Annotated in this window: 22 protein-coding genes and 1 pseudogene; 8 read left to right on the forward strand and 15 right to left on the reverse strand. The window is 63.0% G+C overall.

Annotated elements, in window-relative coordinates; all coding sequences use genetic code 11:
* Positions 1–207: 207 nt before the first annotated feature.
* The 5 genes and pseudogenes from NKI20_RS33705 to NKI20_RS10280 form a co-directional block, all read right to left on the reverse strand.
* Positions 208–657, reverse strand: a pseudogene (locus NKI20_RS33705) (ATP-binding cassette domain-containing protein); the annotation flags it as partial.
* 130 nt (positions 658–787) lie between these two features.
* Complete coding sequence (locus tag NKI20_RS10265) at positions 788–1,771, reverse strand: substrate-binding domain-containing protein (protein ID WP_031260540.1); 984 nt, start codon at positions 1,769–1,771, stop codon at positions 788–790.
* A 25-nt stretch (positions 1,772–1,796) separates the two neighbouring features.
* Entirely contained in the window at positions 1,797–2,573 is a 777-nt protein-coding gene (locus NKI20_RS10270) for an SDR family oxidoreductase (protein ID WP_352830242.1), read from the reverse strand.
* Positions 2,574–2,578: 5 nt separating this feature from the next.
* Complete coding sequence (gene dgoD / locus NKI20_RS10275) at positions 2,579–3,751, reverse strand: galactonate dehydratase (protein ID WP_352830245.1); 1,173 nt, start codon at positions 3,749–3,751, stop codon at positions 2,579–2,581.
* Positions 3,752–4,131: 380 nt separating this feature from the next.
* Positions 4,132–5,535, reverse strand: coding sequence for an MATE family efflux transporter (locus tag NKI20_RS10280; RefSeq protein WP_352830248.1), 1,404 nt, complete (start codon positions 5,533–5,535; stop codon positions 4,132–4,134).
* A gap of 254 nt (positions 5,536–5,789) precedes the next feature.
* Between NKI20_RS10280 and NKI20_RS10285 the strand changes: the two genes are divergently transcribed.
* The 6 genes from NKI20_RS10285 to NKI20_RS10310 all read left to right on the forward strand — a co-directional run bounded on the left by NKI20_RS10285 (position 5,790) and on the right by NKI20_RS10310 (position 12,224).
* Positions 5,790–6,707: an AraC family transcriptional regulator gene (locus NKI20_RS10285; RefSeq protein WP_352601670.1), complete on the forward strand. Its 918-nt coding sequence runs from the start codon at positions 5,790–5,792 to the stop codon at positions 6,705–6,707.
* A gap of 241 nt (positions 6,708–6,948) precedes the next feature.
* Positions 6,949–8,220: an ABC transporter substrate-binding protein gene (locus NKI20_RS10290; RefSeq protein WP_352830251.1), complete on the forward strand. Its 1,272-nt coding sequence runs from the start codon at positions 6,949–6,951 to the stop codon at positions 8,218–8,220.
* A gap of 159 nt (positions 8,221–8,379) precedes the next feature.
* Positions 8,380–9,246, forward strand: coding sequence for a carbohydrate ABC transporter permease (locus NKI20_RS10295; protein ID WP_352830254.1), 867 nt, complete (start codon positions 8,380–8,382; stop codon positions 9,244–9,246).
* Between the two features lie 11 nt (positions 9,247–9,257).
* Positions 9,258–10,070 (forward strand): carbohydrate ABC transporter permease, encoded by an 813-nt coding sequence (locus NKI20_RS10300; RefSeq protein WP_352830293.1) that lies wholly within the window; start codon positions 9,258–9,260, stop codon positions 10,068–10,070.
* A gap of 14 nt (positions 10,071–10,084) precedes the next feature.
* Positions 10,085–11,131 carry an NAD(P)-dependent alcohol dehydrogenase gene (locus NKI20_RS10305; RefSeq protein ID WP_352830256.1) on the forward strand — a complete coding sequence of 349 codons (1,047 nt, stop codon included), beginning with the start codon at positions 10,085–10,087 and terminating at the stop codon, positions 11,129–11,131.
* Between the two features lie 7 nt (positions 11,132–11,138).
* On the forward strand, positions 11,139–12,224 hold the full coding sequence (locus NKI20_RS10310; RefSeq protein ID WP_352830259.1) for an ABC transporter ATP-binding protein: 1,086 nt from the start codon (positions 11,139–11,141) through the stop codon (positions 12,222–12,224).
* Positions 12,225–12,234: 10 nt separating this feature from the next.
* Here the strand turns inward: NKI20_RS10310 and NKI20_RS10315 are convergent, their stop codons facing one another.
* The 9 genes from NKI20_RS10315 to gcvA all read right to left on the reverse strand — a co-directional run bounded on the left by NKI20_RS10315 (position 12,235) and on the right by gcvA (position 22,248).
* Complete coding sequence (locus NKI20_RS10315; protein WP_352830261.1) at positions 12,235–13,821, reverse strand: FGGY-family carbohydrate kinase; 1,587 nt, start codon at positions 13,819–13,821, stop codon at positions 12,235–12,237.
* Positions 13,818–14,501, reverse strand: coding sequence for an HAD family hydrolase (locus NKI20_RS10320; RefSeq protein WP_352830264.1), 684 nt, complete (start codon positions 14,499–14,501; stop codon positions 13,818–13,820). The genes NKI20_RS10315 and NKI20_RS10320 overlap by 4 nt, the downstream gene beginning before the upstream one ends.
* 14 nt (positions 14,502–14,515) lie before the next feature.
* Entirely contained in the window at positions 14,516–15,994 is a 1,479-nt protein-coding gene (locus NKI20_RS10325) for a mannitol dehydrogenase family protein (RefSeq protein WP_352830266.1), read from the reverse strand.
* 158 nt (positions 15,995–16,152) lie between these two features.
* Entirely contained in the window at positions 16,153–16,923 is a 771-nt protein-coding gene (locus NKI20_RS10330) for an L-iditol 2-dehydrogenase (RefSeq protein WP_023760261.1), read from the reverse strand.
* Between the two features lie 2 nt (positions 16,924–16,925).
* On the reverse strand, positions 16,926–17,924 hold the full coding sequence (locus NKI20_RS10335; RefSeq protein ID WP_023760260.1) for an ABC transporter ATP-binding protein: 999 nt from the start codon (positions 17,922–17,924) through the stop codon (positions 16,926–16,928).
* Between the two features lie 49 nt (positions 17,925–17,973).
* Positions 17,974–18,798 carry a carbohydrate ABC transporter permease gene (locus NKI20_RS10340; RefSeq protein WP_023760259.1) on the reverse strand — a complete coding sequence of 275 codons (825 nt, stop codon included), beginning with the start codon at positions 18,796–18,798 and terminating at the stop codon, positions 17,974–17,976.
* 11 nt (positions 18,799–18,809) lie between these two features.
* On the reverse strand, positions 18,810–19,682 hold the full coding sequence (locus NKI20_RS10345; RefSeq protein WP_352830270.1) for a carbohydrate ABC transporter permease: 873 nt from the start codon (positions 19,680–19,682) through the stop codon (positions 18,810–18,812).
* A 124-nt stretch (positions 19,683–19,806) separates the two neighbouring features.
* Entirely contained in the window at positions 19,807–21,117 is a 1,311-nt protein-coding gene (locus NKI20_RS10350; RefSeq protein WP_352830273.1) for an ABC transporter substrate-binding protein, read from the reverse strand.
* A 225-nt stretch (positions 21,118–21,342) separates the two neighbouring features.
* Positions 21,343–22,248 carry a transcriptional regulator GcvA gene (gene gcvA, locus NKI20_RS10355; protein ID WP_352830276.1) on the reverse strand — a complete coding sequence of 302 codons (906 nt, stop codon included), beginning with the start codon at positions 22,246–22,248 and terminating at the stop codon, positions 21,343–21,345.
* A gap of 110 nt (positions 22,249–22,358) precedes the next feature.
* Between gcvA and NKI20_RS10360 the strand changes: the two genes are divergently transcribed.
* Entirely contained in the window at positions 22,359–22,544 is a 186-nt protein-coding gene (locus tag NKI20_RS10360) for a hypothetical protein (RefSeq protein WP_352601653.1), read from the forward strand.
* 41 nt (positions 22,545–22,585) lie between these two features.
* Here the strand turns inward: NKI20_RS10360 and NKI20_RS10365 are convergent, their stop codons facing one another.
* A complete protein-coding gene (locus NKI20_RS10365; RefSeq protein ID WP_023760254.1) occupies positions 22,586–23,545 on the reverse strand; it encodes a sugar-binding transcriptional regulator in 960 nt (319 codons plus the stop codon).
* Between the two features lie 255 nt (positions 23,546–23,800).
* Here NKI20_RS10365 and NKI20_RS10370 point away from each other — a divergent pair, with 255 nt between their 5' ends.
* On the forward strand, positions 23,801–24,433 hold the full coding sequence (locus NKI20_RS10370) for an HAD family hydrolase (protein WP_352830279.1): 633 nt from the start codon (positions 23,801–23,803) through the stop codon (positions 24,431–24,433).
* Positions 24,434–24,526: the final 93 nt, after the last annotated feature.

Consider the following 24,526-nt stretch of genomic DNA (forward strand, 5'->3'; position numbering starts at 1 on the left):
CTTGGCAATGGTCTGTTCGCTGGCACCGGCTGCCGGCGAATCGTCGACCAGCCGACCGTCGCGCAAAACGACGATGCGGTCGGCAAGGTCGATGATCTCGTTCAGCCGGTGCGAGATGTAGACGATCGATGTTCCCTCTTCGCGCAGTCGGCGGATGACTGAAAACAGGCGGCGCGCCTCGTCATCGGTCAGCGACGAAGTCGGCTCGTCGAAGGCGATCAGGCGGCCGCCGGCGCGGATGGCGCGCATGATCTCGATCATCTGCCGTTGCGCCGGGCCGAGTGTGCTGCACAGTTGCCGCGGCCGCATGTCCTGCTGCATGCCGAAGGTCGCAAGCACCCGGTCGGTCTGTTCCTCCAGCTTGCGCCAGTCCAGCAGCACGCCCGCCAGTCGCGGCAATTCACCGACGAAGATATTTTCGGCAACCGTCAGGTTCGGCACGATCTCCGGCTCTTGATGGATGACGCGAATTCCGGCCCGATGGCTGTCGCGCGGCTCGCCGAAAACAATCGGCGTGGAACCGTGCCGCACGGTGCCGCCGTCGGGGCCGAACACACCTTCGAGAATGCGCATCATCGTTGATTTGCCGGCGCCGTTCTCGCCGACCAAAGCGAGCACCTCGCCCGGCCGGAAGGCGATCGAGACGCTGTCGAGCGCCTGCACGACGCCAAAGCGCTTCGATACCTTGTCGAGCGAGAAGAAATCCGGTTGGGTCAAAGCTCACTCCTTGGGAATACGTGCAACCGTACAGCGTCATGCGCCTTACGGCGCATGACGCGTAACCGGTTCACTTGCAGAGCTTGGCCTTGTAGTCCGAGGCAAAATTGTCGGCGGTGATGTATTCCGGGTCGGTGAAGGATTGAACCGGCAGCTGCGTTCCATCCTTGATCGAGGCCAACAGGATCTTTACCGCCAGCGCGCCATGGTTTGCAGAGTTCAGCCACATCGTACCACGGAATGCCGAAGGCTTTCCGGATCCGAAGGCCTCACAGGCGCGACTGCCGTCAATGCCGATGCCCATGCCCTGGTCCGGGGTATAGCCGGCGTTTTCCAGGGCACGCGCCCCACCCAGCACGCCGTCGTCATTGCAGGAATAGAATATCCAGTTGGTGACGCTGGGATTGGCGGTCAAGGTGGTGGTCATCACGTCGATGGCATTGACCATCGTGTTGTCGTAGGGGACGCGAACGATGTTGGCGGGCTTGAAGTCGGGCACCGCCTTCAGGAATGCCTCTTCGGCGCCCTTGTTGCGCTGCATGCAGGTATCCGCCTTGCGGTCCTCGATCGAGGCGATGCGCACCTCTTTCCCGGCCCAGCCGCCTGTCTTGTAGAGCTTGGCCAGTTCTTCGCCCACACGCGCGCCGATATTGTACGCATTCATCCCGACATAGGGGACCTGGGAGCCGTCCTGGTAGTAGATGTCGTCGTCGACCGCCACTAAAGGAATTTTCGCTGCCTTGGCTTTCTCGGCGATGACCGGCCCCAGCGCCTTGTCGGGAACGACGATGGCGATGCCCTTGACGCCGTCACCCACCATTGTATCGAAAGTGGTGATCGTCAAATTGGCATCGAACTGGACGTCCTGCGATACGAAGGTGGCTCCGCCGGCCTCTGCCGCTTTCTTGGCGCCGCCGACTTCGGCGACGAACCATGGATGGTCACCCATCTTGTTGATGTAGCCGATCTTGATGTCGTCGGCGCTTGCCGCGCCGGCCATCAATCCGCCAGCCAGTATCGCCAGTGCTGCCACTGTCTTGGTCGTCGATTTCATGTGGATCCTCCCTGCTTGATGGTTGTCAGTCGTGGTAGAGAACCGAGCGGCCACCATCGATGGTGATCGTTTCGGCATTGATGAACGGCGCTTCGTCGGAAGCGAGGAAAACGGCCGTCATTGCAACCTCGTCCGGCCGGCCAATGCGCTTGGGCGGATGGAGGTCATAGGCCCGCCGCTTCTCCTCGGCGGGGTTTGGAAATGTGTTCCAGTAGGCTTCCGCGATCGGCGTCTCGACGTAACCGGGGGCGATCGCGTTCACGCGGATGCCGCGCGCCGCATATTCGATGGCGAGCGAGCGGGTCAGGCCGACAAGCGCATGCTTGGCAACCGGATAGGGAAAAGTGTGAGGAATGATCTTGAAAGCGTGGCAGCTGGCTATGTTGACGATCGATCCCGAGCCGTTCGCCAGCATCGTCGGCAGAACCGCCTTGGCGCAGAACCATGCGGCCTGGAGGTCGAGCTTCAGGCAACGGTCCCATTCCTCGTCCGGCATCAGCAGAGGTTCGTGGAAGACGTTGGCGCCGGCATTGTTGACGAGAACGTCGATGCCGCCATAAGCCGCTATCGTGCGGGCTACCATGTCGGCTACCGCCGATTGGTCCGTGACGTCGATTTCGACGAAAAGCGCGTCGGCACCCTGGGCACGCAACGCGTCGGCGATTGCCTTGCCGCTTGCCGCATTCAGCTCGGCGATAACGGTCTTTGCCCCCTGCATGGCGAAGGCCCGGGCCGTGGCGGCGCCGATGCCTTGTCCGGCGCCGGTGACGATCGCGATCTTTCCCTGAAGCCTGCCTGTCATGGCGCTCACCAATCGACCACGGTGCCGTCGGGCATGATCGCGTTGCGGGCATGCAACACTTCCTGCTTGAAGGGGTGGCGCGCTATGACATCCTCATTGACGGTGACGCCTAGTCCCGGCAGTTCAGGCACGTCCCAGCGGCCCGGTTTGCGTTGGATCGGCCAGGACACGACGTCGTCGTACCAGGCGACCGCGCCGGACATCTCCTCCTGGATGATGACGTTCGGCGTCGATATGCCGAAGTGAAGTGCTGCAACGCCGGCGATCGGGCCGAGCGGGTTGTGCGGCGCAAGGCCGATGCCGGCCGTTTCCGCCAGGGCCGCGATCTTCTTGGTCTCGAGCAGGCCGCCGGTGTGGCAGATATCCGGCTGGGCAATGTTGAAGGCGCGCGCCGCGATCGAGTGGGTGAACTCGCGGCGCCCGATCAGCCGTTCGCCGGACGCGATCGGTACCGCCGATCGCGCGGTGATATGCGCTAGGCCGGCGACATCTTCAGGTGGCACCGGTTCTTCGGCGAACATGATGCGGGCCGGCTCGATCGCCTTGAGGTAGTCCATCGCCGCGTTGACGGAGGCCGGGCGTCCGTGAAAGTCGACCATGATGTCGATATCGGGACCGACGGCTTCGCGCAGCGCGCCAATCATGTTGGCGACGGCGTCCACCGCCTTCGCCGGCGAGACGTAGTGGGTATAGGGAATGCAGACGACCTTGACCGCGTCATAGCCGGCCTGCGTGACGATGCGTCCGCGTTCGACGATCATGTCCGCCGACCCGCTCTCATAGACCGCCTTCATGTCGCCCAGGCCGAGATGCGTGTAGGTGCGCAGATAGTTGCGAACCTGGCCGCCGAGAAGCCGCCAGACCGGGACGCCCAGCGATTTGCCCAGGATATCCCAAAGTGCGATCTCGATGCCGCTGACGGCTGACATTCCCTCGACGCCGAGACGCCAGAAGCCATGCCGCGTCAGGATCTGGTAGCACTGTTCGACATTGCGCGGGTCCTGCCCGATGAGCAGCGCCTCAAGATCCTGCAACGCGCCGACAACGGCACGCGTCTTCCATTCCAGCGTCGCCTCACCCCAGCCAAACAGACCGGGCTCGTCGGTTTCGACCCGAACGAAAACCCAGTTACGCATTTCCGCATTGCAGACCAGCGCCTTGATGGCCGTAATTTTCATTGATCCTCCCCGTGTCGTCTTTTTTTACGACATTATGTATGATTTATTACGGTTAACATGTGCAAGTCAAGTGCAGCATGGCCGGGTTCATGTCGTATTTTGCTGGCAGTGCCGGCAGCAGGCGCAAAGCGTCATCAGGGCCTGAGCCCTTCAACGTCGGCAGTTCACGTCTGTGCACGCAGGGTGTTAGAAGGCCCGCTCCTGGCCTTGCGAGCCTCGAAGCCGCCAGTCCGCCACGGCCCGTGCCGAGACGTTCATTGCGTCGGCTAATCGCCGGCTCATGGCGCTTAGCTGACGTTTCGCGTCAGTTCTGAAGGCGCCGTTGGATGGGCCTCAAAGTTGGGACCTAACGGCCACCTGCAACGGGCGCCCGGTTACTCTCATTGCCCGAACACCAGCGGCGGCGCCAGGCGATCCCGCCGCAGCCAGCGCGCCAGAAGCAGCGCCGCCACCACGGCCAGCCCCGACGACAGGCCGATCCAGATGCCGACGCCACGGAAGCCGAAATGGAAGGCGAGTAGCACACCGAGCGGCAGGCCGATGCCCCAATATCCGATCGCGGCATAGATCATCGGCACCTTGGTGTCGTGCAGGCCGCGCAGCATGCCGGCGGCCACCGCCTGCGCGCCATCGAAGACCTGGAACAGTGCTGCGAAGGCGAGGAACGACACGGCAAGCGCGATCACCCTGGCATTGGCCGGATTGCTCAGGTCGATGAAGGCGCTGATCAGCGGATGCGGCCACAGGATCATCACCAGCCCCATCAGTGCCATGAACGAGACGCCGATGACGAAGGCGGTCCAGCCGGCGCGCGAAACGCCTTCCGGATTGCCGGCGCCGTGGGCAAGCCCGACGCGCACCGTTACCGCCTGGTTGAGGCCGAGCGGCACCATGAAGCTGATCGAGGCAATCTGGATGGCGATGGCGTGCGCGGCGAGCGAATCCGCGTCGATCAGGCCCATCAACAGCGCCGCCGCGTTGAAGATCGTCACCTCGAAGGCGAGGAGGCCCGCAATCGGCAGGCCGAGCCGCAGAAGGCCCCTGAAGCGCGGCCAGTCAGCGCGCCAGAAGCGCCCGAACAGACGATAGCGCCGGAACTTCTTCTCCAGCATCACCACGACGGCCATGCCGACGAACATCAGCGTGCTGGACAACGAGGTGGCAAGGCCCGAGCCGGCGATGCCCATCGACGGGATGCCAAGATTGCCGAACATGAACAGCCAATTGAAGAAGGCATTGCAGGCGACGGCGACGAAGACGATGACCAGCGCCCAGCCCGGCCGCTCCAGCGCCGAGATGAACGAGCGCAGCACGATATAGCCGTAGAAGGGCAGCACCGCCCATTCGAGCCATCGCAGATAGATGCCGGCCTGATGGGCGAGTGCCGGATCCTGGCCCATGGCCAGCAGGATAGCCTCGCCGTGCCACAGCACGAGCCAGATCGGGATCGAGATCAGGATCGCAAGCCACAGGCCCTGGCGCACGGTGCGGCGCAAGTCGCGCACCGAATGGCGGCGGCGGCCGAGCTCGGTCGCGATCATCGGCGAGGTCGCCAGCATCAGGCCGAGCCCGAAGATCAGCGGCATGAAATAAAGATTGGCGCCAAGCGCGCCGCTGGCCAGCGTATCCGGCCCCAGACGGCCCATCATCATGACGTCGGTGGCCGTCATCGCGGTCTGACCGAGATTGGTCAGCACCATCGGCCAGGCGAGCGCCAGCGTCGCCATGATTTCCTGGCGCCAAAGATTTTCCGGCGCGCGAGCGCCGGCTTCGATCGCAGACATTGTCCTGCTCTTTCCAGTTGCGGCACATCGGCACGAGCCGGAAGCCGCATTTCAAACGGCAAAACCTTCGGTTTCGCGGCGTTTGCGCCAGCTTTTGGACGAAACGCGACATGAAGGCAAGAGAGGAGGAGCGGGAACAGATTGAGCCAGCCGGAACACCAGGACCACCACTGGTTGCCGCCGAGGTGCATTTCACAGTGGGCAATCGGCTGCTACTGATTGCATGAGGGGCGACAGATTCCGGAGGAGGCAGGATGCAGTTCAGGCGCAGGAAGAACCCGGTCTCGATCCCGCGGACAGCGCCGTCCTTCGAGCACATCGTCACCGAGGCGAGCGAAAGCTTCCTGTGGCGGCTCGACGACTATCCCTGGGAGCGCAACGTCTGGAACTTCCATCCGGAATACGAGATCCACCTGTTGCGAAAATCCTCCGGCGTGGTCCTGGTCGGCGATCATATCGGCGAATTCGGGCCGGGCTACCTGACCATCGTCGGTGGCGGGCTGCCGCATGACTGGGTGACTTCGGTGCAACCGGGAGAACTGATCGAAGGCCGCGACATCGTCCTGCAGTTCGATGCGCAGAGGTTGCGCGGATCGGCAGGCCTGTTGCCGGAATTGCGCGAACTGGAACCGTTCCTCGAACGGTCGCTGCGCGGCATGGTCTTTTACGGCCGCACCGCGCTGGATGGTGCCGACATCATGGAGCGGATGGGCGAGGTTAGCGGGCTAAGCAGGTTCTGTCTTTTCCTGGATCTCGTCGACCTTCTCGCACGCACCGACGAGTACGAATTGCTGTCGTCGCCTGATTTTTCGCCGGTTCTCGATGCCGCCTCGCTCGACATCATCCAGCGCACGCTGACCTATCTGTTCCAGCATTTTGCCGAGGATCTGAAGCTGCCGGAGGTGGCGGAACTGGCCGGAATGACGGAGAGCACGTTCTCGCGGTTCTTCCAGAAGAACACCGGCAACAGCTTCAGCGACCACCTAGCCAAGCTCAGGCTCTGGCAGGCTTGCAAGCTTTTGGCGGACACCGATATCGCGATCACCGATATCTGTTTTCAGGTCGGCTACATGAACATCTCGAACTTCAACCGCGCCTTCATGCGCAAGCACAAGATGACGCCGTCATCTTATCGCCGGCTGTCACGGCAGCGGCTGACAATGCGTGCATAAGCGCATCCTGAAATACCGTTTCAGACCAAATCGATACTCATGTGACAGGCGTCGTATCCCGGCGCCGGTTTTTGCACCGCACAATGCATAAAAGTACAGGTCTGCTGCAACGAGGCTTCTAGCAAGCCTCGTCGCAACTCCGCATTTTAGCGATGGGTGGCATGTCACTCGGGCGATGGTGAGGATCGCGCAAGCCGAGGACTTCCGCTTCCTGCGAAATGTTCCTGGAGGAGAAAAGATCATGAAACCAGTTCGGCTTGCTGCCAGCCTTGGCGCAGCTTTTATGCTTTCCGCTACCGTTTCCACCATTGCCTTGGCGCAGGCGCCGGTCTGCTCGGCGCCGGTCAAGGTGCTGGCGCAGCCACGCGACGGCCTGACGCTTCTGGAGGACTCCAAGGACGAGTTCCAGAAGCTGGCCGGTGCCACCTTCCAGATCGACTATCTGAACGAGAACGACCGCCGTGCGAAATCGCGCGCCGATGCGTCCACCGTCGGCAACTACAACGTCTACTATGTCGACGAAGCCAACGTGGCGCTATTTGCCTCGTCGAAATGGATCGTGCCGCTCACCGACTATTATCCGGCGGACTACGACTATGCCGATTTCGATCCGGGCCGCCAGAAGGTCGCCACCTATGACGGCAAGGTCTGGTTCGCGCCGCTGACCGGCGGCGGCGACCTGATGGTCTACCGCAAGGATATTCTGGAGGCCGCCGGCATCCAGCCGCCGAAGACGCTGGACGAACTGATTGCCGACGTGCCGAAGCTGACCAATCCGGACAAGGGCATATATGGCATCGCGCTGCGCGGCGCACGCGGTTCGGGCGCCAATGTCTGGCGCTGGATGCCGTTGTTCAAGGCCTATGGCGGCCAGTGGTTCGACGGCGACAAGCCAGCCTTCAACTCGGAGGCCGCCGTCAAGGCGACCGAAACCTATCTGAAGCTGTTCAAGGATTCGGCACCCGGCACGCAGACCGGCAGCTGGGATGAATCGACCGGCGCCTTCCTGGCCGGCCAAGTCGCCATCCTTGTCGAATCGACGCCGCTGTCGGGCATGGCGGTCGATCCGAAGACCTCGCAGGTGGTCGGCAAGATCGGCTTCCTGCCGCCGCCGGCGCCGCTTACCGGTGGTGGCTACGGTCATGGCCTTGCCATCGCGGCAAAGGCCAATGCCGACGATGCCTCGAAGAAGTGCGCCGGCCTGTTCATCGCCTGGGCAACGTCGAAGGAAAACGAGAAGCGCCGGCTCGACGCCCACCAGTTCGGTGAGCTGAACCGCACCAGCATCCTGTCCAGCAAGGAATTCGCCGACATCTACGGCGCCGACCTCGGTCAGGCGCTGGCCGAGACCGGCAAGGTCACGGCGGTCAACTTCTGGCAGGATCCGCGCTGGCCGGATCTCGGCGATCGCTGGGGCATCATCCTCGAGGAACTGGTCACCGGCACCCGCACCGACGTCAAGGGCGGCCTCAACGAGCTTGAGGCCTATGCCAACGAGCTGGTGAAGAAATAAGCCATCCTCCCCCTGCGGCGCGCGATCCGCGGCATTCGACCGAATGTCGGGACCTGTGCGCCGCAGGTCCCCTTTTCTCTCCCGCTGCCGTTTGAGCCGGCCATCGCGCGAAAGGTCCAGCCATGTTCAATCGCCCGAGACGCAGCCAAGGATAGACAGATGCCGCGACGCTCATCCTTGCCGGTCACCTTCATCGTGCCGACGCTCGTCATTCTCCTGGTCCTGTCGATGGTGCCGACGCTCTACGCGATCGTCATTGCCCTGCAGAACCGCGAGCTCTCCTCGACGGCCTATTCCTATGTCTGGTTGTCGAACTTCTATGATCTGTTCTTCGACCGCCGCTTTCTCAATGCGGTTTGGGTTTCGGTGAAGTGGGAGGTCGTCACGGTTGTCGCCACCATGGCCGTAGCGATCGGACTGGGCGTGCTGATGTTCGAGGTCGCCTCGCCGCGCCTGCGCAACATCTACTGCCTGCTGTTCATTGTCCCGGTCCTGCTGCCGCGTGTCTCGGCCGCCTTCGTCTGGAAGTTCGCCTACCATCCGCTCTACGGCATCGCCACCTACCCGTACCGGCTGCTGACCGGCGGGCTGATCTTCGACCCGCTGTCCAAGCCGTCGACGGCACTGTTCGCCGTCGCCTCCGTCGATGTCTGGCAATGGGGCCTGTTCTTCGCCGTCATCGTGCTGAAGCTGCTGGAGACCTTGCCGCCGCAGCCGATCGAGGCGGCGCGCCTCGACCACGCCAGGCGCTGGCAGATCCATGCTTATGTGACCTTGCCGATGCTGAAGGCGCCGCTGATCAGCCTGATGTTCGTCAAGATGATCGAGTCGCTGCGCTCCTTCGACCTGATCTATGTGATGACCCGCGGCGGACCGGGCGTGGCGACCGAAACGCTCGACATGTACGCGTTCTCACAGGGCTTCATCGAGTCCGGCAAGGTCTCCTATGCCTCCGCGATGGCGGTTCTGATGATGATCGCCACCGTCATCACCTTCACCATGCTGTGGAAGCGGGTGCAGGCATGAGACAATATCGCATGAGGCCGGGCCGCCTTATCGGCAGGACCGTGCTGGCCTTCGCCGGCTTCATGGCCGTGTTTCCGCTGCTGTGGACGGCGCTCAATTCGATGAAGAACAATGTCGATATCATCACCCGCGTTCCGCGCCTGGTGTTCACGCCGACGCTGGCCAACATCAGCTACATCATCGGCCGCGACAGCGTCATGACCGGCCTCTACAATTCAGTCATCGCCTGCGGCGTCGCGGTGCTGATCGGCGTGGTGCTTGGCCTGCCTGCCGCCTATGCTGTGGCGCGCTACCCCAACCGCTGGGCCGGCGACATCCAGTTCTTCGTGCTGTCGCTGCGCTTCTTGCCGCCGGTGGCTGTGGCCATCCCGCTGATGGTGATCTGGCTACAGCTCGGCCTCTACGACACGCTCGCTGCGCTGATCGTCACCTATTCGCTGCTCACCATCTCGGTGATCATGTGGCTGGCCATTCCCGCCTTCCAGAGCGTGCCGAAGGAGGTCGAGGAAGCCGCCTTCGTCGATGGTTACGGCGCCTATTCCGTGTTCTGGCGGATCGCGCTGCCGGTCGCGGCGCGCTCGTTGATCGGTGCGGTGGCGTTCAGCTTCGTGCTGGTCTGGAACGAGTTCCTGATCGCGCTGATGCTGTCCAGCTCCAATGCCAAGACCTTGCCGATCGTCGCCTCGGAGCTGTCCCAGCAAGGCATGAACGTGCCGTGGGGCATCCTCAACGCCTCGGTCGTGCTTCTGTCGCTGCCGCCGCTTCTGTTTCTCGGCGTGCTCAGCGGCTTCCTGAATTCCGTTTTCCGGCAAAAAAAGACTTGAAGCGAGGACGAGACATGCGGGCTTTGGTGCTTGAGAAAAAGGGCGAGCTGGCTCTGCGCGAGATTGCGTTGCCGCTCGACGTCGGGCCGGACGACGTCAGGATCGCCATCCACACAGTCGGTGTCTGCGGCAGCGACGTGCACTATTACACCCATGGCGCCATCGGCAGTTACGTCGTGCGCGCGCCGATGGTGCTTGGCCACGAAGCGTCCGGAACGATCGTCGAAGTCGGCGCCAATGTCAGGACGCTGAAGGTCGGGGATCGCGTCTGCATGGAGCCGGGCGTGCCGAACCTGTCATCGCGCGCAACAAAACTCGGCATCTACAATGTCGACCCCGACGTAAGCTTCTGGGCGACGCCGCCGGTGCATGGCATTCTTGCGCCGCAAGCCGTGCATCCGGCGGCGTTCACCTACCGGCTGCCGGACAACGTCTCCTTCGCCGAAGGGGCGATGGTCGAGCCCTTTGCCATCGGCATGCAGGCTGCTGCCCGCGCTCGCATCGTTCCGGGCGACGTGGCGGTCGTCGTCGGCTGTGGCCCGATCGGCATCATGATCGCGCTGGCAGCCCTTGCCGGCGGTTGTTCGAAAGTGCTGATTTCGGACTTCTCCGCCCCGAAGCTCGAGATCGCGGCGCGCTATCCGGGAATCGTCCCGGTCAATATAGGCGAGCAGTCGCTGGTCGACGCGGTGGCTGAGGCGACCGACAATTGGGGCGCCGATATCGTCTTCGAGGCCAGCGGCAGCCCGAAGGCGTTCGCCGATCTGTTCGAGGTCGTGCGCCCTGGCGGCGCGGTGGTCCTCGTCGGATTGCCGGTCGAGCCGGTGGCGCTCAACGTACCGGCGGCCATATCAAAGGAAGTGCGCATCGAGACGGTGTTCCGCTACGCGAACATCTTCGACCGTGCCTTGCAGTTGATCGCCTCGGGCAAGGTTGACCTCAATCCGCTGATCACCGGCACCTATCCTTTCGACGACAGCATCGAGGCCTTCGAGCGCGCGGCCGCGGCGCATCCGGAAGACGTCAAGCTGCAGATCCTGATTTCGGGCGAGAAGGGCTGACCGAATCATGTCCGCGATCACCTGCTCCAATATTGAGAAATCCTATGGCGCGACGACCGTCATCCGCGACCTGAACCTCGCCATCGAGGAACACGAATTCGTCGTCTTCCTCGGCCCTTCCGGCTGCGGCAAGTCGACCTTGCTGCGCATGCTGGCGGGGTTGGAGGACATCAGCGGCGGCGAGGTCTCGATCGGCGGCAAGGTGGTCAACGACCTCGACCCTGGCGACCGCGGCATTGCCATGGTGTTCCAGAACTACGCGCTTTATCCGCACATGACGATCTTCGACAACATCGCCTTCGGCCTGAAGCGGCAGAAGGTGCCGAAGGCGGAAATCCAGCAGCGCGTCGAGGCGGTCTCGAAGACGTTGGGGCTGGATCCCTATCTCGGCCGCAAGCCGGCGGAGCTGTCCGGCGGCCAGCAGCAGCGCGTGGCGATTGCCCGCGCCATGATCAAGACTCCAAAAGTGTTCCTGTTCGACGAGCCGCTGTCCAATCTCGATGCCAAGCTGCGCAATCACATGCGCATCGAGATCGCCCGGCTGCACCAGTCGCTGAAGACGACCACCGTCTACGTTACCCACGACCAGCTGGAAGCAATGACGCTCGCCGACCGCATCGTGCTTTTGCGCGACGGCCGGATCGAGCAGATCGGCTCGCCGGCCGAAATCTACGAGCGGCCGGGCAATCTGTTCGTCGCCGGGTTCATAGGGACGCCGAACATGAATTTCATCGACGTAGCCGTGGGGCGCAAAGACAACCGCTGGATTCTGACGAGCGCCGGTGCAGTCTTTTCGATCGATGCCTCGCGCTTCAATCTGCAAGGCGTAGAGCGCGCGGTGCTTGGTATCAGGCCCCCTGATCTGAAGACCGCTGCCGCTGATGCTGGCAACCTTCTTGAAGGCACAGCCGATCTCATAGAGTTTCATGGCAACGACGCGCTGGTGATCTTCGGTTCCGGCGGCAAGGAGATCAGCGCGCTGGTGCCGACCCGCGAATGCCCTGCCGTCAACAGCCATGTCCGCTATGCGGTCGACGAAACGAGCCTTCACCTGTTCGATGCGAAGTCTGGCGTGTCCCTGCTGAGACAGTAGCCCGCTTTACCTACCGGATCGCGTCCAGCATCTGCCGCTGGCGGTGCATCTCGAGGAAAACCTTGTAATCGCGGTCGAAACGCCCGGCTGATTTAGGGTTCGAGGCACGCATCCTGCCGCCTTGCTGCATGGCCAGACAGGCCGCGTTGAGGTCGGGAAACAGCCCGGCCGCGGTTGCCGCGACCATGCCGGTGCCGAGCAGCACCGCCTCGTCGGCCAACGGCTCGATGACCGCGCAGCCGGTGGCGTCGGCATAGAGCTCCATCAATAGCGGGTTCTTGGTATGGCCGCCGGTGACATGCAGCGTATCGATCAGGTAGCCGTTCTCGTTCAGCGCCTCCAGTACGTGGCGCACGCCGAGTGCGATGCCGACGGCGGTGCGCCAGTAGAGCTTGCACAGGCTGTCGAAGGAGGAGTCCAGCGTCAGCCCGCTGACGACGCCGACGGCATGCGGATCGGCGAGCGGCGAACGGTTGCCGTGGAAATCGGGCAGCACATGCAGCCTTGCGGCAAGGTTTTCACCCTCGGTGGCGCGCAGCTCGGCGACGCGCCTGGCGATCTTTGCGTGCATGGCGGCGTCCGGCTCGCCGCCGGCTCCGTGCCAGCGAATGATGTGGTCGAGCAGGGCGCCGGTTGCCGACTGGCCGCCTTCCGACAGCCACAGCTTCGGCAAGGCTGCGCCGTAATATGGGCCCCAGACGCCGGCGAAGGGTTGCGGATCGGGCGACATCGCCATGACGCAGCTCGACGTGCCGGCAATCAGAGCCAGGTGCCGGCCGATATTCTGTTCGTCGCCGGCAAAGCCGCCGAGCACGCCAAGCGCGCCGGCATAGGCATCTATGACGCCGGCGCCGACTCGGCATTTTTCGCTCAGGCCAAGCTCTGTCGCCGCTTGCGCCGTCAGCTGACCAATATCGGTTCCGATCGGACTGGCTCTTTCGGGCAGATTGCCGTGCTCGAAAAGATCGTCGAGGCCGACGAGCTCGAAGAAATCGCGGCGCCAACCCATCTCCTCATGCGCCAGATAGGTCCATTTGGCGGTCAGCGTGCATTGCGAACGGGCCGTCGAGTCTGTCGCTTGCCAGGTCAGGAAATCGGTGAGGTCGAATAGATAGCCGGCTTCATTCCAGGTCCTGGGCAGGTTCCGCTTCAGCCACATCAGCTTCGGCGTCTCCATTTCCGGTGACATGACGCCGCCGACATAGTCGAGCACGGCATGGCCGCTTGCCGTGCATTCGTCGGCCTCGGCAATGGCGCGGTGGTCGAGCCAGACAATCGTGTCCCAGCGCCTGTCGCCGGTGGTCGAGACGCTGAGCTGGCCGCCTTGCCGGTCCCGCACCACCAGCGAACAGGTGGCGTCGAAGGAGATGCCGACGACATCCTCGGCGGCGACGCCGGCCTTTTCGCGCGCAGCGCGCACGGCGGTGCAGACCGCCGACCAGATATCGCGCGAATCATGCTCGGCGTGGTCGGGCTTCGGCTGGTTCATGATGATCGGCCGCTCGGCGCGACCGAGCAAGGTGCCACTGGCGTCGAGAATGCCCGCGCGGGCGCTCCCGGTGCCGACATCGACCGCGCAAACGAACTGTTTCGTCAAGATGCTCTAACTCTCGCTCCCAGGCCTGCAATCAGATCGGGCAATTGCAGCATGTCAGCGAATATAAAGTCCGGTTCACTCGACGCAAGCCGCGCTTTCAATGTCGGGTTGCCGGCATGCGATCCGCCGCTGAAGGCAAACACGCGCATACCCGCCGCCCGCGCCGCTGTGATGCCTGCCGGGCTGTCCTCGACGACAAGGCATTTGCGGGGTTGGGCCCGCATGCTGGCGGCGGCATGGAGGAACAGGTCGGGCGCCGGTTTTCCCTTGGCCACCATTGAGGCGCTGAACAGATGCGGTTCCATCAGCCCCAGCAATCCGGTGACTTCGAGCGCGTAGCGGATCCGGTCGAGCGTGCCCGAGGACGCGACGCAGAACGGCAGCCCTAGCCTCGGCAGCATCTCTTTGACGCCGGCAATCGGCTTCAGCTCTTCGCGAAACCTGCGCATCAGTTCGACACGCATCTCGGTCAGGTGGCTGTCGGTGATATCCAGCCCGAAGTCGCGGCCAAGGATCTCGCGCACGCTCTTCATGCTCTTGCCGAGGAAATGCTCGTAGGCGGCATCCTCGCTGAAATTGCCGCCGGCCAGCTTGATCACGCCGAGCAGCGCCGAGACGGAGAGCGCCTCGCTGTCGACCAGCACGCCATCGCAGTCGAAGATGACCAGTTCAGGCGTCATGACGTCGAATGGTCTCAGAGCTCGCCGGCGAGATAGCGCGTCAGCGTCGCGCGCGCGCCATTCGCCCACAGCACGTTTAGAGCATGGGTGAAGGCTTCGACAAACGCTGTTGCGCGGCCGACATCGCCATAGATGTCCTCCATGGCAAGCCAGGCGGCGGGCGCGTCCTTTGCCGCCTTTGCCGTCGCCTGCAACCGGTCCCAGCTCGGGTCGTTGGGCTCGATGACGGCACCGCTGTCCGTCGTGCCGAAGCAGTAGCGGCACCACAGCGCCGATTCCAACGCCAGGCCGGCGACGCTTTTGCCGGCCTTCAAACGGTCGGCGATGGTCGGGATGATGAATTTCGGCTGGCGGTTGGAACCGTCGAGGCAGAGCCGGCGCACCGTGTCGCCGATCTTGGGATTGGAGAAGCGGCTCTCGATGAGCTGGTAATATTCTTCCAGAACCGTGCCCGGCACCGGCGGCACGGTCGGGATGATTTCGTCCCGTTCGAGCTTGGCCAGAAAACCGCTCACCAGCGGCTCCTGCATCGCCTCATGGACGAAATGAATGTCCATCAGGCCGGCCGGATAGGCGATGGTGGCATGGCCGCCATTGAGGATGCGGATCTTCATCAGCTCGTAAGGGGCAACATCCCTCACGAACTGCACGCCGACCTTTTCCAGCGGCGGACGGCCATCGGTGAAATGATCCTCCAGCACCCATTGCCGGAACGGCTCGCAGAACACTGGCCAGTTGTCCTCGAGGCCAAAATCCTTGGCCAGGATGCCGCGCTCGCGGTCTGTGGTGGCCGGTGTGATGCGATCGACCATGCCGTTCGGAAAGGCAACCTTTTCACCGACCCAGTTCGCCAGATCCTCATCGATCAGACGGGCCAGGCCAATGACGCCGTCGGAGGTGACATGGCCATTGTGGGGAATGTTGTCGCAGGACATCACCGTGAACGGCACAGTGCCCTCGTCGCGGCGGCGGACCAGGCCGGCGAGAATGATGCCGAACACCGTCTTCGGCGTCGCGCCTGCCTGCGCGTCCGCGACGATGTCGGGATGGGTCGGGTTGAAAACACCGGAGGCCGGGTCGATGAAATAACCTCCTTCGGTGATGGTCAGCGAAACGATCTTGATCGCCGGGTCGGCAAGCCGTTCGACGATGCCGGCCGCGTCGCCCGGCATCAGGAAGTCGACCATGGCGCCGGTCACGCGGGCGCTCATATGCCCAGAGTCCTGCTCGACCACCGTGGTCAGCCAATCCTGCTCTTCCAGCTTGGCGCGGCCGATCTTCTCGCCCTCGAACACCCCGGCGCCGACCAGCGCCCAGTCATGGCCGATGCCCGAGTTGAACAAATCGTCGAGATAGACGGCCTGGTGCGAGCGATGGAAATTGCCGACGCCGAAATGCACGATGCCGGCCTTGAGCCCCGAGCGGTCGTATTTCGGACCGGCGACCTTGACGGGTAGATTGGAGAGGTTTGCGGACGAGAGTTTTACGGTCATCTGTTTTACCCTTTGGCCGGGCTGCGGCCTTCGTTACTCCCTCTCCCCGTTTCTCACGTGGAGAGGATAAGGGGCGGCACGTATTCCAAGGTCGATGCGCCCTGCGATGTCGGCCTCTGCCCCCCGCGGAGGTACGAGGAGCAGAGGCCGTCCCCGCCTCAACTCATCCACTGGCCGCCATCGACATTGTAGGTCTGGGCGACGATGTATTCGGCGTCGGCGCTGGCGAGAAAGACCGCCATGCCGGTGAGGTCCTGCGCCGTGCCCATGCGGCCATACGGTACTGCCTCGCCGACCAGTTTCTTCTTCTCGCCCTTCGGCCGGTTTTCATACTTGGCGAACAGCGCATCGACGTGATCCCAGTGCTCGCCGTCGACGACGCCAGGGGCAATCGCGTTGACGTTGATGCGATGCTTGATCAGGTCGAGCCCCGCCGACTGGGTCAGTGAGATGACGGCGGCCTTGGTGGCGCAATAGACACCGACCAGCGCCTCGCCGCGCCGCCCGGCCTGGCTCGCCATGTTGATGATCCTGCCGCCCTTGCCGCGTGCGATCATCGAGCGGGCGGCTGCCTGCAGCATGAACAGCGTGCCGGCGACGTTGACCGAAAACAATTTGTCGTAGCTGGCCTTGGTGATCTCGACGATCGGCGCCAGGTCGAACAGGGCGGCGTTGTTGATCAATATATCGAGGCCGCCGGTCTTCGCCTCGACGGCTTTCACCGCCGCTTCGATGGAGGCGAGGTCGGTGACGTCGAGCTTGACCGCATAAGCCTTGCTGCCGATCTCGGCGGCCGTCTTGCGCGCAGCCTCGAGATTGATGTCGGCAATGGCGACGGTGGCGCCTTCGCCGACATAGGCTTCGGCGAAGGCCCTGCCGATGCCGCGCGCCGAGCCCGTGATCAACGCGGATTTGCCGGCCAGTCGCATGCTCAGATTGCCTTCCCGTCGGCGCCGAAGCGATGCAGCTTGGTCTTGTCGGGCGTCAGATAGATGGTGTCGCCGTGATGGACGGCCAGTTCGCCGTCGGCACGCACCGTCAGCGGCCCGACGCCATCAGCTTGAACGTGCAAGAACGTGTCGGAGCCGAGATGTTCGGCGACGCCCACGGTGGCCTTCCATTCGCCCGCCGTGGTCGAGATTTCCAGATGCTCGGGGCGGATGCCGATGGTCTTGGCGCTGTATTTGGCAGCCGGCGCGCCTTCGATCAGGTTCATCTTCGGCGAGCCGATGAAGCCGGCGACGAACAGGTTCTTCGGCGTCTTGTAAAGTTCCATCGGCGAGCCGACCTGCTCGATGTTGCCGGCGTTCAGCACGACGATCTTGTCGGCCATGGTCATGGCTTCGACCTGGTCGTGGGTGACATAGATCATGGTCGTCTTGAGCTGATGGTGCAGCTCGCTGATCTCCAGCCGCATCGTGCCGCGGAGTGCTGCGTCGAGATTGGACAGCGGTTCATCGAACAGGAAGGCGGTCGGCTGGCGCACGATGGCGCGGCCGATGGCGACGCGCTGGCGCTGGCCGCCGGAAAGCTGGCCGGGCCGGCGTTCGAGGTAGTTGGTCAGGTTGAGCACGCGCGCCGCGTCCCCCACTTTCTTTTCGATGGTCGCCTTGTCTTCGCCGGCCATCTTCAGCGGGAAGCCGATGTTCTTGGCCACCGTCATGTGCGGATAAAGCGCGTAGGACTGGAACACCATGGCCAGTTTGCGCTTGGCCGGTGCCTCGCCGGTGACGTCGCGGCCGTCGATGTTGATGGAGCCGCCGCTGGTGTCTTCCAGGCCGGCGATCAGCCGCAGCAGCGTTGACTTGCCGCAACCGGACGGGCCGACGAAAACGACGAACTCGCCATTCTCGATCACCAGGTCGAGGCCGGGGATGATGGAGGTCGCTCCGAAGGATTTGGAGACGTTCTTGAGCGTGATGTTTCCCATGGTTTCCTCCCCGAGGGGTTATGTCCGGCGTCTGTTGCTTGCGGCGGTCTTACTTCACGGCGCCAAAGGTCAGGCCGCGCACCAGCTGCTTCTGGCTGAACCAGCCCATGATCAGGATCGGCGCGATGGCCAGTGTCGAGGCCGCCGAAAGCTTGGCCCAGAACAGGCCTTGCGGGCTTGAGAACGAGCTGATGAAGGCGGTCAAGGGTGCTGCTTCCGTGGTTGTCAGCCGGATTGTCCAGAACGCCTCGTTCCAGGCCAGGATGATATTGAGCAGCATGGTCGAGGCGATGCCGGGCACAGCCATCGGCGTGAGTACATAAATGATCTCGTTCCATAGCGATGCGCCGTCCATCCGCGCCGCTTCCAGGATCTCCCCCGGGATTTCGCGGAAGTAGGTGTAGAGCATCCACACCACGATCGGCAGGTTGATCAGCATCAGCATGACCATCAGGCCGATACGGCTGTCGAGCAGTCCCGTGTCCCGGAAGATCAGGTAGATCGGAAACAGCACGGCAACTGCGGGCATCATCTTCGTGGACAGCATCCACATCAGGATATCCTTGGTTCGCTTGGTCGGCGAGAAGGCCATCGACCATGCGGCCGGTATGGCGACCAGCAGGGCCAGGATGGTCGAGCCGACCGAGAGCAGCACTGAATTGAAGAAGAACTTGAAGTAGCCGTTCTGCGCCTGAACCTCGGAATAACTCTCGAACGTCCCCGACGGGATGATGCTGAAGCCCTGGATGGCTTCCTGCTCCGATTTGAACGAGGTGATGATCGTGTAGAGGATCGGGAAGAAGATCAGCAGCGCGACGATCCAGGCGGCAATTGTCGCGATCGTCTTGTGCCGGGTGGTGACTGAGCGTGCCATCGTATCCTCCCTTACTTGTCCAGGTTCTTGCCGACCGCGCGCATGGCGAAGAAGGCAACGATGTTGGCGAGAATGACGGCGATCACGCCGCCGGCGGACGCCTGGCCGATTTTGAACTCCAGCAACGCCTTCTGGTAGACGAGGAAGGGCAGGTTGGTGGAGGCGTATCCCGGGCCGCCATTGGTGGTGACGAGGATCTCGGCATAGACGGAGAGTAGGAAGATCGTCTGGATCAGGATGACGACGGTGATGGCGCGCGACATGTGCGGCAGCGTCAGATAGATGAAGCGGCTGATGAAGCCGGCGCCGTCCATTTCGGCGGCTTCCTTCTGCTCACCGTCGAGCGACTGCAGCGCGGTCAAGAGAATGAGCGTCGCGAAGGGCAGCCATTGCCAGGCGACGATGATGATGATCGCCAGCATCGGATGCTGCCCGAACCAGTCGATCGGCTGCGCCCCGAAGAAGCGCGCCATGTCGGCGAACACTCCGTATTGCGGGTGCATGATCATGTTCTTCCAGACCAGTGCGGCCACCGGCGGCATGACGAAGAAGGGTGAGATGACGAGGATGCGCACGATCCCCTGGCCCCACATCGGCTGGTCGATCAGAAGCGCCAGCAGGATGCCGCCGATCACCGTGATCAAAAGCACGCAGATCACCAGGGTGAGCGTGTTGAGGATCGATTGCAGGAAGGCCGGGTTGGAGTAGAACAGCGCGTAGTTGGAAAAGCCGACGAATCCGTCGCGGATCGGATTGAGCGGATTGTACTGCTGGAAGGAGAACCAGATGGTGATGACCAGCGGCACGATCATCCAGACGAACAGCAGCACCACGGATGGCGCCATCATGAAACGGGCAAGCGAACGGGTCTGCTGAGTAGCCATGACGGTCACCCTTCACTGGTCAGGCTGAATTTTCAAAAGGCGTTAAAGGCGGCCGCCCGAACTGGGAACTCGGGCGGCCGTTGCCGGTCAAGAAGGCGACCGGCATTCGGCACCGGGAGGAGCCTTACTTCATGTATCCGCCTTCGGTCATCGTCGCGGTGGCAGCGTCCTGGGCCTGCTTCAAGGCATCGTCGACGCTCGACTGGCCGGCAAGAGCCGCCGAGAAGAGCTGGCCGACGGTGGTGCCAAGGCCCTGGAACTCCGGGATAGCGACGAACTGGACGCCGACATAGGGCACCGGCTTGACGGTCGGATGCGTCGGATCGGCTGCGTTGATGGAGTCGAGCGTCATCTTGGCGAACGGAGCCGCCTTCTGGTACTCGGCATTGGCATAGAGCGAGGAGCGCGTGCCCGGAGGAACGTTGGCCCAGCCCTCCTTCGAAGCGACCAGTTCGGCATAGTGCTTGCTGGTCGCCCAGGAGACGAACTTCTCGGCGGCATCAGCTTTCTGCGTGCCGGCCGGGATGGCCAGCGACCAGGCCCACAGCCAGTTGCCGCGCTTGCCCAGGCCATTGTCGGGCGCCAGCGCATAGCCGACCTTGTCAGCGACCTGGGATGCCTTCGGGTCGGAGACGAAAGACGCGGCGACGGTGGCGTCGATCCACATGCCGCACTTGCCCTGCTGGAACAGCGCCAGGTTTTCGTTGAAGCCGTTGGAGGAGGCGCCCTCGGGGCCGTCGGCCTTCATCAGGTCGACATAGAACTGCAGCGTGTTCTTCCATTCGGGCTGGTCGAACTGGGGCTTCCAGTTCTCGTCGAACCAGCGTGCGCCGAAGGAGTTCGACATCGCGGTCAGGAACGCCATGTTCTCGCCCCAGCCGGCCTTGCCGCGCAGGCACACACCGTTCACGCCATTGGCGCGGTCGGTCATCTTGTCGGCGGCCCGCTTGATGAAGTCCCAGGTCGGCGCATCGGGCATCTTCAACCCGGCCTTGTCCATCAGGTCCTTGCGGTACATGACGAAGGAGCTTTCGCCGTAGAAGGGCGCGGCGTAGAGCTTGCCGTCGACCGAAAGGCCGCCGGCGATGGCCGGGATGATATCCTTGACATCGTAGTCGTCGCCGAGCTTGTCGAGCGGCAGAAGCCAGTTCTGCTTGGCCCAGATCGGAACTTCATAGGTGCCGATGGTCATCACGTCATATTGTCCACCCTTGGTGGCGATGTCGGTGGTGACGCGCTCGCGCAGCACGTTCTCTTCAAGCGTAACCCAGTTGAGCTGGATGTCGGGATTCGCCTTGGTGAAGTCATCGGTCAGCTTTTGCATGCGGACCATATCGCCATTGTTGACGGTGGCGATGGTGATGGATTCGGCGTGTGCGGCAAACGCGAGCGCGCTGGCCGACAACAAGCCCAGGGTGAGCGTGCGAAGTTTCATCAAATTCCTCCCTTGAACCAAGATGAGCATTTGCCTTGGCTTTGAGCAATTACTCACTTGGAGTTAATTATGTCAAGTCGGATTCGATGCTGCAGCGCAGCACTCGGCGCGGCTGACGGATACCGGGTGGGTGGAAATTGCGAAGGCAAACCGCGCCGCGCCGGACGTCAGACGACCGGACAGAACGGCTTGCGGAATTGAATGCAGTTGCTGGAGGCTTGCCTGTCAGCAGGCGATCTCGGCCAGCAGCCAGTCGCGGAAGGCACGGATCTTTGGCACGTTGCGGCGTGCCTCCGGATAGACCAGCCAATAGGCATGACCGTCGTCGCCGACCAAGTCGAAGGGCTGGATCAGGCGGCCGTCCGCCAATTCCGCCTTGAACAGCGCCCTGGTCAGGATCGCCACGCCATGGCCGGCGATTGCCGCATTGGCCTCATAGGCCTGCGCGCCCATGCTGCTGCCGGGTCGTCTGGCAAGATCGTGCGAGTGCACGCCAGCAGCCGAAAACCACTCGTTCCACCAGATGTCGCCAGGATCGAGGATCGGCAGCCGCAAGAGATCGGCCGGTTCCCTAACGCCGCCGATGCTTGCCGCGAGCTTGGGGCTCAGCATCGGCGTGAAATCGGCATCGAACAGCTTGTGCACTTCCAGGCCCGGCCATTTGCCGGCGCCCGAGCGGATGGCGATATCGGCTTCCTCGCGGGCAAAGTCCGTCAGGCGGCTCGACGTCTCAAGCCGAACGGCAAGCGCCGGATGGGCGATCTGGAACGACCCCAGCCGGTGCGCCAGCCAATTCGAGGCAAAGGTCAGCACGGTGGTGACGCACAGCAACCCGTCGGCCCCGCCACGCACCGCGGCATAGGCCTGGCCAAGAATGGCGAAGGCCTCGCCGACGGCGGGCGCCAGACGCTGCCCGGCCTCGGTCAATACGATCTGGCGCGGCCGGCGCAGGAACAGCGGCGCGCCGATGCGTTCCTCCAGCACCTTGATCTGATAGCTGACCGCCGCCTGCGTCATGGCGAGTTCGCCGGCGGCCCTGGTGAAGGAAAGATGGCGCGCCACCGCGTCGAACACCCTGATCGCCTGCAGCGGCGGGAGTTGCGAAACCTGTCGCGAGCTGAGGTCCGGCATAAGGCCTCCTTATGGGTCATAACAGACGTTCGATTGGCAAAGGCGGCCGGTAAGACCGACATTCCTGATCAACCCGTCATTCGGGTTCAGGATAGCGAAGGTTGACGATCATGACCATGGCGCAGCAAAGATGCACTCCCGCTCCGGATCACCGCTGGATTTCGTGGCTCACGGACGGATTTGGCTGGTTCGCGATAAAGAAGAAGGCATATCTCGACATCAGGGACCTGTCGCCGCATCTGCAGCGCGACCTCGGTTTCCTCGATGGCAACGACCCTTTCGGGCGGCATGGGTAGTGTGGTCCGCTTTATTGCAAATCAGGCGTCGCTACCTGCCGTCAGATGCTGGCCAGCAGCGCGGCAGCCGTCCGTTCATCGGTGATGAGGCCGTTGATCAGCCGCCGGTTGGCGGCCGCCAGGATGCCCGGCAACTTTCGTTCGCCCATGGCCAAGGCGATGACCAGCGATTTTTCGCGCGACGGCAGCGAGGCCGACGATACCCGGTCGTTGGTGATGCCCTCGATCATGCGGCCTTCGCGATCGAACACCCAGCCGACGATCTCGGCGATACCGCCGGCCTTCTGCAGCGCTTTCAACTCGCTTTCCGAGATGAAGCCGTCCTCGTAGAGCGGCGCCTTGGGACCGAGGTCGCCAATGCCGATGAAGGTGACGTCGGCTTCGGCCGCCAGTGCCAGCGTCGGCTGGATCATCGGCTGGTTGAGCAGCATCTCGCGCTCCTCCGGCGAAGAGGCGATGACCGGCAGCGGCATCGGGAAGGATCGCGCCTTCACCCTGTCGGCCATGGTGAAGATGACGTTGTAGAAAGCGGCCGAGCCGTCCGGCGAGATGTTGCCGGTCAACGACACCACCTTGTGCTGCGGGCATTCCATCGGCGGCAACTGCTCGATCGCCGCCTTCAGCGTGCGGCCGGTGCCGATCGCCATGACGATCGGCGTCGGTGACCGCAGCCGCCGCTCGATCTCGGCCGCAGCCGCCTCGGCGATGCCGATCGTGGTGGAGGATGAATTGGGATCGCTCGGCACCACTTCGACCAGATCGAGCGCGAAGCGGGACCTCAGCCGTGCCGCCAGGTCGAGGCAGTTGGCGATCGGATGGTCGACGCGAACCTTGATCAATCCCCCCGAGACGGCCAGCGATACCAGCCGCTGCGCCGTCTGCCGCGAAATGCCGAGCGTGGCGGCGATCTGGTCCTGCGTGTTGCCGGCAACATAATAAAGCCAACCGGCACGCGCGGCGTCGTCCAGCCTGTTGCTGCTACCATCCTGCCGGGTATTCACGTCCTGCCTCCCAGGACCGCCGGTTTCAGAGCGGTCCACGCATAGTTTCGCAGGGAACGGCCTGCTGCGCAATTGTCAATCGCAAGGGCAATTGCTTGCCAACTTCCGGCGCACATAGCCAGAATTTGCGCTTCCGGCAATGCCCGCATCAGGCAAAGAAGGGCGGTTGCCGTCCCGACCTGCGGCACGTTCTTCGGCCCCGAAGGTTTATCTCCCGGCGCAAACGCTTTAATGGATCGCAAAAAGGAGCGCTGCATGACACCGAAAGCGGTTTTCTGGGATATGGACGGCACGCTGGTAGACAGCGAGCCGCTGCACGAAGCAGCCCTTGTGGCAGCGATGCGCAGTGCCGGCCTTCTGCCGCCTGAAAATCTGCATGAGCGCGTGCTCGGCGTCGCCGCCTGGCCGGTCTACGAGATGATGCGCGACGAGTTCGGCCTGGCTCTGCCTTTCGACGACTGGATCATGCGCAAATACGAGCACTATCTGCCGCTGGTGGAGGGCTTGAAGCCACGCCCCGGCGCGATCGAGATTTTCACCGAGTTGCGCGAAAAAGGCGTGGCGCAGGCCGTAGTGTCCAATTCGGACCGGATGATCGTCGACGCCAATCTGAGCATGGTCGGCCTCATTTATCCCGGCATGAAGACGATCAGCCGCAACGATGTGCGCGAAGGCAAACCGCAGGCCGAGCCGTTCCTGCGCGCCGCCTATCTGGCCGATGTCGATCCCGCGCAGGCAATAGCGATCGACGACAGCTGGCCGGGCGCCATGGCGGGGCTGGCGGCGGGCATGAAGACGATTTTCTGGCCAGAGAAGCCGATGCACGGACCGCCAGGTGCCGTCGTCATCAACAGCGCCGAGGAATTGCGGGCAGAACTGGACCTGTAGGCGATCAATTCCGGTAGACCGGTTCCTGCTCGTCCAGGATCGCCTTCAGCTCGCTGAGATGGCGTTCCGCCTGGCCGGGATAGTCGTCCATCT

It is taken from the genome of Mesorhizobium sp. M0830 (assembly GCF_040319965.1).
In the GTDB taxonomy this organism is placed as follows: domain Bacteria; phylum Pseudomonadota; class Alphaproteobacteria; order Rhizobiales; family Rhizobiaceae; genus Mesorhizobium.